This window comes from Duganella flavida, from assembly GCF_009857445.1.
In the GTDB taxonomy this organism is placed as follows: domain Bacteria; phylum Pseudomonadota; class Gammaproteobacteria; order Burkholderiales; family Burkholderiaceae_D; genus Rugamonas; species Rugamonas flavida.
Genome location: NZ_WWCN01000004.1, coordinates 372,237 through 385,615 on the forward strand (window position 1 = coordinate 372,237; position 13,379 = coordinate 385,615).

Consider the following 13,379-nt stretch of genomic DNA (forward strand, 5'->3'; position numbering starts at 1 on the left):
CCTCCATTCCTTATCGCCGGTTTTTATCCATGACTTTCGCCAGTTGGTGGGCGCAGACCAGGGCGACCAATATCAGCACGCCAAACAGTGGCAGCACCTTTAGGTAGGCTTGGGCATATTGCGAGACCTGGCTGTGGAAAAATACCAGCCCGGCCAGCGCCACCCCCAATGCTGCGGCGATCTGCTGTACCGCCGTCAGCAAGCCTGCTGCCACGCCAGCCTCCGACATCGGCACATCCTGCAAAGTGGCGTTGGATAGCTGCGGACCGCACAAGCCCATGCCCAGCCCCATGCCGAATTGCGCGGCCAGCAGCGGCCAGTATTGCAGCACACCGCCGTGTACCGACCATCCAGCCAAACAAAGGCTGATGGTGGTCACGCTCAATCCCACCATTATCACGCGCACGCCCAACAGCTTGAATAGCCTTGGCCCCATCATAGTGATGGCGGCCATTGCACCGAAGGCGATGGGCGCGCAAGCGTAAGCCATCTGCGATGCACTCAGGCCTATGCCCGTTTGTAGCACGAAGGTCATCACCAGCAGGTAGCCTGGCAGCAGCGGGTTGATGGTCAGTGTACACGCGAGACCCAGCGCAACCTTCTTCCGGGTGAACAGCGACAGCGGCACCAGGGCGTCGCTGCGCGCGGCCTGTCGCCACGCGAGATAGCGGACCGTGGCCCAGGCCAGCGGAATGCTGGCGGCCAGTGCGACGATCAGCGCCGGCGGCCATCCGCGCGCCGGGCCTTCGATCAATGGCGCCAGCAGCATGAAGAGCAGCAGCACCGACAATGCTGCGCCGGGAACGTCTACCTTTACTGCATTGACGCCGCGCCCCGGCGGCAGCAGGCGCAGGCCGGCGAACAGGCTGAATAGGCCGATCGGCAGGTTAATCAAGAAGGTCAGGCGCCAGCCAAGGCCGAACCAGTTGGCGTCGATCAGCAGACCGCCGACAATAGGGCCCAGCGCCGCCGAGAAGCCGCCGAGGAAGCCAAACACGGTGTACACCTTGTAGCGCTGCTCGGGCGGATACATGACCTGCACCAGCGCCATCACCTGCGGCACCATCAGCGCTGCGCTGGCGCCCTGCAGCACGCGCGCTATTTGCAGCGTGAGCGCATCCGGCGCCAGGCCGCATGCCATCGAGGTGATTGTGAACAGCGCAATCCCGAGCAGGAACATGCGGCGATAACCCTGGCTGTCGCCCAGTCGTCCACCGACGATGAGCAGTACCGCAAACGCCATGGCATAGCCAGCGATGATCCACTCCAGCGCCGCGCGGCCGGCGCCCAGCGTGGAGCCGATGGACGGTATGGCGACATTGACGATGGTGGTATCCAGTAAATCCATGACAAACGCCAGCGCGACGGCGACTAACGCCAACAGGCGGCGGCGTGGCGTAAATGAGGCTGCGGCAGCGTAAGCGCTGCCCTCCGCTCCGGGAACGGCTTGGTGCATATTTTTCCTTTAATTGAAATTAGACGCCGGCGGCGGTCTTGATGATTTTTTCGCGGATCCAGCTCAGGGCCGGATCGTTGCTGCGGTGCTTATGCCATTGCAGCATCTGCACCAGACGCGGTATGCGTGGCGGCGGTTCCCACACCTTGACTGGCAAGGTCTCCAACGCCCGCAGCGCAATCCGCCGATGCACGGTGGCGATGCGGTCGGTGCCGATCACCAGCGCGGGCAGGGCGCTCATGGTGGGCGCGGTTACTTCCACCCGGCGCTTGACGTCGAAGCTTTCCATGAACCAGCCGTCAAATGTGGGCAGCGACGACGTGCTGTGATTGGCGAACGTGGCGATGACATGGCCGCAAGCCAGATAGTCGTCAAACGTCAGCCGTTCGTGCACGCGCGTGTTGCCTTCCCAAGTGACGCACAGATAGTCCTCTTCAAATAGTGCTGCGGATGGGTGATCCTTGGCGGTGTACTGCGAGGGAATCACCAGGAAATCTGCTTCACCCTGTTCCAGCACTTCGCCGGGCCGGTCGGATTGGTCGCGCAGGTGGATGCGCAGGTTGGGCGCTTCGCGATACAGCTCCGCCAACAGCGGCGGGATCAGCACCGCCGTGGTGTAGTCGGAGACCAGCAGCGTGAACACGCGCGTCTCGGCGGCCGGATCGAACTGCGGCTGTGCGGCGATGGTCGTGCCAATCCGCATCAGCACTTCGCGCACCGGCTCCACCAGCTCCTTGGCACGTGGCGTCAGCAGCAGCTGGCGTCCCGATGGTATCAGTAGCTCGTCCTCGAAGTAGGCCCGCAAGCGGGAAAGGGCGCCGCTGGTGGCGGGCTGGCTCAGGTAAAGCTTTTCAGCCGCGCGGCTGATATTGCGTTCGGCCAGCAGCGCATTGAGCGCCACCAGCAAATTCAAATCGAGTTTGTTGAAACGCATGGCTGCTCCGCAAGCGTTATGCCGACTGGCGCACGATCAGTGCATGATCCAGCGTGCGCGATTCGGCCGTGCCGCCGGCCAGGCGCTTGAGCAGCAGTTCTGCTGCTGCTGCACCCAGTTCGCGCACCGGCTGCGCAATGGTGGTCAGCGCCGGTTCGAACACCTGCGCCACCGGGATATCGTCAAAACCCAGCACCGCTACATCTTCCGGCACGCGGCGACCGACGCGGCGGAAGGCCTTGATGGCGCCGATGGCCAGCGTGTCGGCCACCGCAAAGACGGCGGTCGGCGGATGCTCCATCGCCAGCAGCGTGCCGGCGGCTTCCATGCCGTGGATGTAATCGGTGCCGCGCGCTACCCGCACCAGTTGCGGCTCGATCGCAATGCCAGCTCGCTGCAGCGCGTATTCATAACCTTCGTGGCGTTGCCGCGCCCAGCGATAGTCTTCACTGGCGCTCAACAGTGCGATGCGTTTATGGCCGCGATTGAGCAGGTACTGGACTGCGTCGATGGCGGCCTGGCGATGGTCGATGCTGACGCTTGGTACATCGCTGTCTTCCACGAACTCCGAGCACGCCACCCACGGCAAATCGGGAATCTCCTGCAGCAGCGGCTTGAGATCGGCGAAGCGCGCCAGGCTGATAACGCCATCGGCCAGCCGGTTGTATAGCGAATCCAGCGCCGCGCTGTCGCGCGACAGCGTCTGCGAGGCTTCTGCAATCACCAGTCCATAGCCGTTGGTGCGCGTGACCGACTCCACGCCTTTGACGATTTCGGCGAAGTAGGGGTTGGCGAAGTCGGGTACCAGCACTAATAACAGGCGCGTTTCCCCGCGCATCAGGCTACGTGCCAGCGCGTTGGCGCGGTAGCCCAGCGCATCGACCGCGCTTTCCACACGCTCGCGCGTGTCGGCGTTGACCGCTTTGGTACCGTTCAGCACCCGCGACACGGTGGCGATGGACACGCCCGCGCGTTCGGCCACGGCGGAAATTGAGGCAGTGGTGGCGGGTTTGCTGCGAATTTTGGTGGTTTTAGATGGCATTGATGGAAAGTTGGGAAAAGTTTTTCCTAATATACCGTAAATAGTGTGCCGCCGAGGTATTCAAGATATGGATACGACATATCGATAAAAAGCCTTGTACAAGGAGATTTATCGGTGGAGCGCAAGCCGGGAAAGCGTTATCATTTTTCCGTGTACTGATTTTCCTGCGAGAGACAGGCAAACGACAATAAAAGAGACAAGTAATGCATAGTTCCGAATTTCCGGCACGCCGGAAGGCAGACTGGCGCCAGGGCTGGATTCTGGTATTTTCCGGCTTCTTGCCGGTGATGGCGATCATCGCGCTGGCACCAACCTTGCCCACGCTGCTGGCCCACTTCCACGATGTACCTAACGCCAAGCTGATGGTGCCGCTGTTAATTACTGCACCTAGCGCCTGTATCGCCTTGTTCGCGCCGGCCGCCGGCGTGATTGCCGACCGCTTCGGCCGTCGCCGACTGCTGTTATGGGCGATGGCGTTTTATGGTGGTGGTGGTTTGATGCCCTTCTTGATCGATAACTTCTGGGCCGTGGTGGCGGGGCGCGTGGTGATCGGCATCGGCGAGGCTGGCGTGCTGACCGTGGTGAACACCCTGCTGGCTGACTACTTCGAAGAGCAGGAGCGCCATCGCTGGCTGATGATACAGGGCGTGGTCGGCTCGGTGCTGGGTACTGTGACCATCGCCAGTTCCGGCTTCCTGGCTGCGCAGGGCTGGCAATATCCCTTCCTTGTCTATGCGGTGGCGATCCCGATCCTGCTGGCCAGCCTGGCCTTCCTGTTCGAGCCTGAGTCGCGCAGCAAGCGCAATGCCGCAGCGGGCAGCGCGCCGGCGCAGTCCACGCCATTTCCTTACATGGCTGCCCTGGTGGTGTGCGGCGTGACCGTAATCCTGTCGACCATCTATTACGTCCAGGTGATTAACTTCTCGCTGCTGCTGAAAGAGCTGGGCGTGGGTGATCCGAAATCGATAGGTCTGAGCATGGCCATCCCCAGCATCGGCGTACCTATCGGCGCGGTGCTGTTCAAATTCACCACGCGCTTTGGCTCCGGCACGCAAATTTTCCTGGTGTTCCTCGGCTACGCGATTGGCTTGGGCGGCATCGGCATGGCGCCGGACTACAAAGTGGCGCTGGCCTTCGCCTTCGTGCAGCAGCTGGCCAATGGCCTGATCGTGCCGGCTTTGATCGCCTGGGCGCAGAGCAAATTCTCGTTCGAACATCGCGGCCGCGGCATGGGCTGGTGGGCCAGCTCCTTCTTCGTGGCGCAGTTCCTGTCGCCGGCCGTGGTCAACCTGATGCGCGGCGCGGTCGGCAACCTGCAAGGCGCGTTTGTCGCCTTCGGTGTGATCGCCGCCGTCTGCGCGTTGCTGGCATGCCTGCTGCGCTGGCGTGCTCCCGCGTCGCCTTCCAGCGTCGCACTCTAATTACTCAACCTGAGGTTTAAAGCATGAATAAACAGCACAGCATCAAGCGCGGTGTCTCCCTGTACAGCTATCAGTACGAGACTTTCCTGCGCAAGATGACCCTAGACGACTGTATCGCCCACGCTGCCGGCCTTGGCGCGCGCGGTATCGAAGTGGTCAGCGAACAATCGTTCACCGGCTTCCCCAACGTGCCGCAGGCGCAGATCGACGGCTGGTTCGCGTCGCTCGAACGCCACGGTGCTTACGCCCAATGCCACGACATGTTCCTGGACGTGAAGCTGTACAAGGACCGCAAGCTGAATTTCGAGGAGATGGTGGCATCGCTCAAGCGCGACCTGCACTTCGCCAAGAAGCTCGGTTGCCGCAATGTGCGCGTCATCGTCAACACGCCGCCGGAAGTGGTGGTGGCCTGCGTGCCGCTGGCAGAACAGCTGGATGTGCGCATGGGGATCGAGGTCCACTCGCCATTTCACTTCGACCACCCGTGGATCCTGCGCTACACCGAACTGACGCGCGCCACCGGTTCCGATCACGTAGGCTACGTGCCGGATATGGGCATGTACACCAAAAACTATCCCCCCGTATTCCGCGACCGCTTCCTGCGCAACGGCGCTACGCCGAAGATCGTTGAATTCATCCTCGAAGCGCATGCTGCACGCGTGCTGGCCGACTACGTGCTGATGGACGTGCGCAAGATGGGCGGCAACGCGGTTGACCTGCAAATGGCCGAAACCCTGCGCCACAACATCTGGAGCAATCCGCGCCGCATGCTGGAGTTCATGCCATGGATCTTCAACATCCATGCCAAGTTTTACGAGATTGACGACAGCGGCAAGGAGCCAGCGATTCCGTACGAGGAAATCATTCCGGTGCTGATCGAAGGCGGCTACGACGGCCACCTGTCGAGCGAGTACGAAGGCCAGCGCCATATCGAAGACGCCTTTGAAGTGGATGGCGCCGAGCCGGTACGCCGCCAGCAAGAGATGTTCAAGCGCCTGTTGGGCGAAGTATAAAAGGAGCCATAGCATGTACGACAAACACATTATTTATCCAGGCAGCGTGGAAAACATCGAGGGCGGTTGGCGCCTGGGCGCACGCCTGCCTTACTATCGCGGCCAGATCCTGTCGGCAGTGGAAGACGTGGCGCTGACCTTGGACGGCGAAAAAGTACCGCGCGAGAACGTGCGCTTCACGGTGCGCGGCGTTACCCGCACGCTGGACGAAGTGGAAACCACCTATGACGAACGCTGGGAGTTCGGCGAAGTGGCCGAGATCTCAGTGCTGCAAGCGGGCGGCCTGCCGGCTGGCGAGCACACAGTAACGGCGTCGGTGCAACTGCGCATATCCTATCTGCCGTGGAGCCCCGTCACCAGCTGCACCGTTACTGCCAACATCGCAGGCTGAGGATCAATATGACGACCACCATCAAGGGGCCTGCAATCTTCCTTGCGCAGTTTGCGGGCGATACCGCACCGTTCAACAGCTGGGATGCCATCACGCGCTGGGCCGGGGATCTCGGTTATCGCGGCGTGCAGGTGCCTTCCAACGACGAGCGTCTGTTCGACCTGGCGCTGGCGGCGGAGAGCAAGACCTATTGCGAGGAGCTGCAAGGCGTGGCGCGCCAGAACGGCGTTGAGATCACGGAACTGAGTACGCACCTGCAAGGGCAGTTGGTGGCCGTCCATCCAGCTTACGATGAAGCCTTCGACGGCTTCGCGCCGGTGGCGCTGCGCGGTAAGCCTGCGGCGCGCCAGCAGTGGGCAGTGCAGCAGATGCTGTTGGCGGCCAAGGCTTCGGCCAACCTCGGGCTGGATGCCTCCATCAGCTTTCCCGGTGCGCTGGCCTGGCCCTTCGTTTATCCGTGGCCGCAGCGGCCTGCGGGCCTGATTGAATCGGCCTTCGACGAACTGGCGCGCCGCTGGCGCCCCATCCTCGACGCTTACGACGAGGCGGGCGTGGACCTGGCCTTTGAGCTGCATCCTGGCGAAGACTTGTTCGACGGCGCCACCTTCGAGATGCTGCTGGAACGGGTGGACCATCATCCACGCTTGTCGATTGCCTACGACCCATCGCACTTCCTGTTGCAGCAACTGGATTACCTTGGCTTCATCGACCGTTATCATGACCGCATCAAGGTCATGCACGTCAAGGACGCCGAGTTCCGTCCCGATGCGCGCCAGGGCGTGTACTCCGGCTACCAGTCATGGGTGGACCGCGCCGGCCGTTTCCGTTCGCTCGGCGACGGGCAGGTCGACTTCAAGGCCATCTTCTCCAAGTTCGCGCAGTATGGCTTCAAAGGCTGGGCGGTGCTGGAATGGGAGTGCTGCCTGAAGCATCCGGAGCAGGGCGCGGCCGAAGGCGTGGCCTTTATCCGTGACCACATCATCCGCGTTACCGACAAAGCCTTCGACGACTTTGCCGGCAGCGGCGCAGACCCGCAGCGCAACCTGCGCATGCTGGGCATCGCTTAGGAGAACAGATGGAACAAGCGACGATTTTCCCCGGCCGCATCCGGCTGGGCATGGTGGGTGGCGGCGAGGGCGCCTTTATCGGCGCCGTGCACCGCCACGCCGCGCGCTTCGACGACCGGTATGAACTGCTGGCCGGCGCGCTGTCGTCCAGCGCTGAAGCGTCGCAGCGTTCAGGGCGCGCGCTAGGCCTGGACCCGGAACGCATCTACGACAATTACAAGCAGATGGCGCAAGCCGAAGCGGCGCGCGAGGACGGCATAGAAGCTGTCGTCATCGTCACGCCAAACCATATGCACGCACCGGTGGCGCGCGTCTTCCTGGAAGCGGGCATTCACGTTATTTGCGATAAGCCGGTGACTACCACCAGCGCCGATGCGCTGATGTTGCAAGCGCTGGCCAAGGAGCGCGGCCTGCTGTTCGCCGTCACCCATAACTATTCCGCCTATCCGCTGGTGCGCCATGCGCAGCAGATGGTGCGCGAAGGAGCGCTCGGCACCATTCGCGTGGTGCAAGTGCAGTACGCGCAAGACTGGCTGGCGGCGCCGCTGGAGCAGGGCGGTCACAAACAGGCCGCATGGCGTACCGATCCCGCCAAGGCTGGCGGTGGCGCGATTGGTGATATCGGTTCGCACGCGTGGCAGCTAGCGGACTTCATCACCGGCTTGAAGCTTGATTCGCTGGCGGCGCAACTAAGCTCCTTTGTGCCGGGCCGCGCTATCGACGATGATGTGCAGGTGTTGCTGCGTTACGAAGGCGGTGCGCGTGGCTTGTTGTGGGCCAGCCAGGTCGCCGTCGGCTGCACCAACGACCTACGTATCCGCGTGGTCGGCAGCGCAGGCGGCATCGAGTGGGTGCAGGAGCAGCCCAATGAATTGAAATGGACGCCGCTGGGCGAGCCGACTCGCATCATCACACGCGGCAGCGCTGCCATGAACGCAGCCGGTGCGCGCACCAGCCGCGTACCGGCCGGGCATCCGGAAGGTTATGTCGATGCATTCGGCGCGCTGTATAGCGAAATCGCCAGTCATTTGTTGGCGCGGCGCGACGGTGGTGATCCCGGCGCAGCGCAATTCCCTACCATTGCCGATGGCGTGCGCGGGGTGCAATTCATTGAAACCGTACAAGCTTCATCTCTCTCCGGCGGCGCCTGGGTCAGTCTCCCCTGATTGTAAAAGCGTCCGCCGTTAGCCCCGCCTGTCCCGCAGGCGGGGCTTTTTTATTCGTCAAACCGTTTTCCAAGCGGCCTGCTATTCGGCGCGCGAATGCTAGCTATCCAAATAACAAGCTTCAGGAAAAAACGGGAAAGCGCCTATCATTTTCCTACAAACTAAAAATCTTTAGGAGACCATGATGAACAATCCAAAACTGACTTCCATCGCCCAAGCCCTTATTGCCATTGGCTCGCTTTCGATTGCCACGGTGGCCGTTGCCGCCGAAGGCGATGCACAGAAGGACGGCGGCCTGACTGAAGTGATCATCACCGCGCAGAAGATCGCGCAACCAGCCAGCAAGACCCCGCTGGCGCTGTCGGTGATCACCGGCGAGGATTTGAAAAACGCCGGCACCGTCGATCCGCGCGCGTTGGCAGCCACTTTGCCCAACGTTGAAATCGGCCAGGAAAGCGGCATGCTGCAAGTATCGATCCGCGGCGTTACCAGCCTCGATATGACCGAGAAGGGCGATCCATCGGCTGCCTTCCACGTCGACGGCGCCTACGTGCCGCGTTACGAAGCGCAGGCGGTGGCGTTCTACGACCTGGATCGGATTGAAGTGCTGCGCGGCCCACAGGGCACGCTGTACGGCCGTAACGCCACCGCCGGCGCGATCAACCTGATTACCAACAAGCCGACCCGCAAGCTGGAAGGCAAGGTAGGCATCGAGCTGGGTAACTTCAACACGCGCCGCTACGACGCTGTGCTGAATATCCCGCTGGGTGATGTGTGGGCCTTCCGCGCTGCCGTCAACGGCAACAAGCACGACACCTTCCTCAATCCGGGTCCTAACCACATTCCGTTGGAAAGCCAGGACGACAAATCGGCGCGCCTGCACTTGCTGGGCAACTTCACGCCCGACACCAGCCTGTTGCTGACGGTCGAACACAATGACATCGGCGGCGCGGGCGTGTCGCCGGTCCCGCTGACCAACTTCTTCTCAGGTACGCCGACCGGCACCTTGCCGTTCACCGCGCCGGGCCGCGGCAACGACCTGCTGAATCCTGTGTACGTGGATCGCGGCAGCGACGCCCAACGCACCGCCGCCTGGGAATTCAAGCAGGATCTCAACCAGCACCGCGACAACTACGCCAACTCGCTGCGCGCGGAATTCAAGACCAAGCTGGGTGAGACCGAGCTGACTTACCAGCTGGCGCAAATGCGCATGCACACCGACCAGTTGAACAACGGCGTCTACTTCGGCTTCCCGTTCGCTAATTTCATCAATGGCGACAGCAAGGCAGTGTCGAACGAATTGCGTTTTAACTCCACCGGGACCGGCCCGTTACGCTGGGTCGCCGGCGTGTACCACTTCGATGAAGACAACTTCCGGCATTCCGAATACAACACCTACATCACGGCGCCATTCGGCTCCTTCGTGGTGAACCTGCCGTTCCTGGCGTCGATCAACAACAAATCGAAAGCGGCATTCGGCCAGGCCACTTATTCGCTGCGCGACGACACCCGTGTGACTGCCGGCCTGCGTTACACCCAGGACCGCAAGTCCGGCTACGATCCGTTGAGTGGCGAAGCTGCCGTGCCGCCGGCTACCACCAGCAGCAAGGCGTATGCGCAGGACGTCAGCTTCAACAACACCAGCTGGAAGGTCGGTATTGACCATGACCTGATGCGCAACGTGATGCTGTATGCCAGCGTATCGACCGGCTACAAGTCCGGCGGCTTCAATGCGGAAGCCGATACCGGCGTGTACCAGCCGGAGACGCTGAAGTCCTTCGAGGCAGGCGTCAAGGGCCGCTTCTTCGAGAATCACCTGCAAGTGTCGGCCAACGTCTTCCACTACGATTACAAAAACCAGCAGCTGACCATCACCACCTGCCGCACCAACGATCCGGCAACCTGCCACTCGTTCACCAGCAATGCTGCCAACTCGGTGGTGAACGGCCTGGAAATCGAGAGCAAGCTGAAAGTGGGCACAGGCGGCGAGTTCCGCGCGACCGCCGCCTTCACCGATGCGCACTTCAAGGATTACCACCCAAGCACCACCATCGACTATTCGGGCCGCAAGCTGGACCGCGCACCTAGCACCACCATCGGCCTTGGCTACACCCATCGCTTCCTGCTGGAGAATGGCGCCGAGATCGCGGCCACGCTGTCGACCCGCCACTCGACTTCCTACTACCTGAGCGATCCGACGCTGGATGTCCGTTATCGCCAGCCTTCCTTCCGCAAGTCCGATGCATCGATCGGCTATGACAGTTCGGATGGCAAATGGAACGTGCAGCTGTTCGTCAAGAACATCGAGGATGAAATCACGCTGCAAAGCCGTGTGCCTGGCGCTTTCTTTATCAGCGATCCACGGACCTTCGGCCTCCGCGCCGGCTACAACTTCTAAGGACCCGCGCATGAATATCATTGGACCTGACGCGCTCATTTTCGGCGTCGATGATGTCGGCTCCTGCGCGCAGTACCTGACCGACTACGGCCTGACGCCTGTTGGCGTGACGGCCGACGGCGGCCGCTTCGAAGCGCTGGACGGCACCGCCATCATCATCGCCCACAAGGACAGCGCCGGCCTGCCGCCGTCGCTGGGCACCGCCAGCATGCTGCGCAAGACCGTCTACGGCGTGGCTGACCAGCGCGCGCTGGACGCGATTGCGGCGGAGTTGCGACGCGACCGCGAAGTGCGCAAACTGGACGACGGCAGCATCGAAGCGCTGGATGATATGGGCTTTGTACTGGGCTTCCAGATCACCGTGCGCAAGGCGCTCGACCTGCGCGCCGAAGCAGTCAATGCGCCGGGCGCCAGCTTGCGTCGCCCACTGAACGTGCCGGCGGTGGATGAAGTGGTGGAAGCGAAACCGCGTTCGCTGTCGCATGTGGTGTACTTCGTGCCGGATGCGGCCAAGGCTGAGGCGTTCTACAATGAACGCCTGGGCTTCCGCTGCACCGACCGGCTGCTGGGCGCCGGCCCGTTCCTCAAACCGGCCGGCACCGACGACCACCACACGTTATTCCTGATCCAGACGCCACCGTTCATGAAAGGCTGCGAGCACTTTACCTTCCACATGGGCGGGCCGACTGAAGTGCTGCTGGCCGGCACGCGTTTCGTCAACAAGGGCTATCAGTCGTTCTGGGGGCCGGGCCGTCACAAGTTCGGTTCCAACTGGTTCTGGTACTTCAACAGTCCGCTCGGCTGCCACGTCGAGTACGATGCCGACATGGACCTGCACGATGAGGCCTGGGTGGCGCGACAGGCGCCGATGAGCGCAGATGCTTCGCAGCTATTCCTGTTCCAGTCGCGGGAAAAATGGGCGCCGGGCGGCCCGCCACCTGGCGCGGCGGCGTAGCTTCATGCTGTTTGCGCGCGCCCAAGGTCAAACACGGAAGAGCCGTTCCGGGGCGCGCGTCAAGCCTGGATGAAGCCGCTTAGCCTGCCTTGAAAGCCCGGCCCAGCGCCCATTGCTGCTCCAGCACGCCGGGGCCAAATTCTTTCGAGCCGCCGATGGTTTCTGCCAGCGCGGTGAAATAAGCCGCTTCTTCGAATAGCAGAATGTTTTTTGCGACTTCCGTCACGCTGGCGCCCCAGAAGGTCGAGCCGCCGTTGGCTTCGAGGATGGCGAAGTGGCTGGCGTCTTCGGCCAGCCGGTCGAGGATGAAGCTCGCTTCGGTCGGACGACGGTCGATGTAGTTGGGCACGGAGCGGATCTGGGTGAAGCGCTGCGCCGGGGCGTAGCGGATTGGCAGTTCGCGGTGGGTGCCGGCCCAAGCGCCGAGGTAGGGCGTGTGGACGTGAATCACGGCGCCCACTTCCGGGCGGTGCTTGAATACTTCGATATAGCGTCCGCCGCCGGCTGCGGCGCGCGGCGGTCCTTGCACCACGCTGCCGTCAAAGGCCAGCACGCCGGCTTTCACCTGCTGCTCGTGGCTGAACGGATCGGCGCCCGACAGCACCACCAGCAGTTCTTGCCCCGGCACGCGGACGATGGCCTGGAAGGTGTTGGTGGCGGACAGGGTGCGCGTTTCTTTCAGCACGCGGTTGGCGTGGGCGAATTCGGCGCTGATGGCGTCGACAGTGGCTTGCAGCGCTTCGGCTGCGGGAATGGCGAGGTCGGTCATGATGCTCCTTCAATAAAAAATGTCAGGCGGCGTGCGCCAGGTCGTCGTGAAAATCAGCCAGCAGGCGGTCGTGCAGCAGGCCGAAGGCGGGGTCGCTGCGGCGTCGCGGATGCGGCAGGTCGATTGGCTGCAGACGCTTGACATGCTGGTCCAGCACCACCACGCGTTGCGCCAGCAGCGCCGCTTCCTCGATGTCGTGGGTGACGATGACTACCGTCAGGCCCTCATCGCGCCACAGGGCCAGCAATTCTTGTTGCAGGCGACCGCGCGTGATGGCGTCCAGTGCGCTGAACGGTTCGTCCAGCAGCAGCACGGGCGGCCGGTTCACCAGCGCGCGCGCAATCGCCACGCGCTGCGCCATGCCGCCGGAGATAGCCTTGGGATAGGCATCGATGTAGTCTTGCAGGCCCAGCTTCGCCAGACGCTCGATCACGCGGGCGCGCTTCTCAGCGGCGCTGATCGGCAGTTCGGCCAGCGCCAGGCCGACGTTGTCGGCCACGGTCAGCCATGGGTACAGGCGGTGATCCTGGAACACAACGCCGCGCCGCAGATCGGTGCCGTCGACAGGTACGCCGTCGTGCAGCAGCGTACCGGTGTAGTCGCGGTCGAGGCCTGCCAGAATCCGCAGCAGCGTGGATTTGCCACAACCACTTTTGCCGACGATGGCGACGAATTCGCCGTCGTGGATGTCGAGGTTGATGTTGTCCAGCACCCTGCGCGGGCCGAATGTCTTGCTCAATTTTTGGATCGTCAGGCTCATATTGTTC

General features: G+C 62.3%; 12 protein-coding genes. 7 read left to right on the forward strand and 5 right to left on the reverse strand.

From position 1 onward, the window contains the following. Window positions 1-10 precede the first annotated feature (10 nt). The 3 genes from GTP46_RS08555 to GTP46_RS08565 are packed head-to-tail and all read right to left on the reverse strand — an operon-like array spanning window position 11 to window position 3,432. Window positions 11-1,456, reverse strand: a complete 1,446-nt coding sequence (locus GTP46_RS08555; RefSeq protein WP_161006189.1) for an MFS transporter — start codon at window positions 1,454-1,456, stop codon at window positions 11-13. 19 nt (window positions 1,457-1,475) lie between these two features. Then, window positions 1,476-2,390, reverse strand: a complete 915-nt coding sequence (locus GTP46_RS08560; RefSeq protein ID WP_161006190.1) for a LysR family transcriptional regulator — start codon at window positions 2,388-2,390, stop codon at window positions 1,476-1,478. A 16-nt stretch (window positions 2,391-2,406) separates the two neighbouring features. Further along, window positions 2,407-3,432 (reverse strand): LacI family DNA-binding transcriptional regulator, encoded by a 1,026-nt coding sequence (locus GTP46_RS08565; protein ID WP_202414189.1) that lies wholly within the window; start codon window positions 3,430-3,432, stop codon window positions 2,407-2,409. A 203-nt stretch (window positions 3,433-3,635) separates the two neighbouring features. Between GTP46_RS08565 and GTP46_RS08570 the strand changes: the two genes are divergently transcribed. The 7 genes from GTP46_RS08570 (at window position 3,636) to GTP46_RS08600 (ending at window position 11,843) form a co-directional block, all read left to right on the forward strand. Then, on the forward strand, window positions 3,636-4,853 hold the full coding sequence (locus tag GTP46_RS08570; protein WP_161006191.1) for an MFS transporter: 1,218 nt from the start codon (window positions 3,636-3,638) through the stop codon (window positions 4,851-4,853). Window positions 4,854-4,876: 23 nt separating this feature from the next. Beyond that, a complete protein-coding gene (locus tag GTP46_RS08575; RefSeq protein ID WP_161006192.1) occupies window positions 4,877-5,866 on the forward strand; it encodes a sugar phosphate isomerase/epimerase family protein in 990 nt (329 codons plus the stop codon). Between the two features lie 13 nt (window positions 5,867-5,879). Then, window positions 5,880-6,257, forward strand: a complete 378-nt coding sequence (locus GTP46_RS08580; protein ID WP_161006193.1) for a C-glycoside deglycosidase beta subunit domain-containing protein — start codon at window positions 5,880-5,882, stop codon at window positions 6,255-6,257. Between the two features lie 8 nt (window positions 6,258-6,265). Next, entirely contained in the window at window positions 6,266-7,324 is a 1,059-nt protein-coding gene (locus GTP46_RS08585) for a sugar phosphate isomerase/epimerase family protein (RefSeq protein ID WP_161006194.1), read from the forward strand. An 8-nt stretch (window positions 7,325-7,332) separates the two neighbouring features. Next, window positions 7,333-8,490 carry a Gfo/Idh/MocA family protein gene (locus GTP46_RS08590; RefSeq protein WP_161006195.1) on the forward strand — a complete coding sequence of 386 codons (1,158 nt, stop codon included), beginning with the start codon at window positions 7,333-7,335 and terminating at the stop codon, window positions 8,488-8,490. Between the two features lie 181 nt (window positions 8,491-8,671). Further along, a complete protein-coding gene (locus GTP46_RS08595) occupies window positions 8,672-10,888 on the forward strand; it encodes a TonB-dependent receptor (RefSeq protein ID WP_229258848.1) in 2,217 nt (738 codons plus the stop codon). A gap of 10 nt (window positions 10,889-10,898) precedes the next feature. After that, a complete protein-coding gene (locus GTP46_RS08600; RefSeq protein WP_161006196.1) occupies window positions 10,899-11,843 on the forward strand; it encodes a VOC family protein in 945 nt (314 codons plus the stop codon). A gap of 79 nt (window positions 11,844-11,922) precedes the next feature. Here GTP46_RS08600 and GTP46_RS08605 read toward each other — a convergent pair whose 3' ends face one another. Next, entirely contained in the window at window positions 11,923-12,612 is a 690-nt protein-coding gene (locus GTP46_RS08605; protein ID WP_161006197.1) for a class II aldolase/adducin family protein, read from the reverse strand. Between the two features lie 22 nt (window positions 12,613-12,634). Further along, window positions 12,635-13,372 (reverse strand): ABC transporter ATP-binding protein, encoded by a 738-nt coding sequence (locus GTP46_RS08610; protein WP_161006198.1) that lies wholly within the window; start codon window positions 13,370-13,372, stop codon window positions 12,635-12,637. Window positions 13,373-13,379 lie beyond the last annotated feature (7 nt).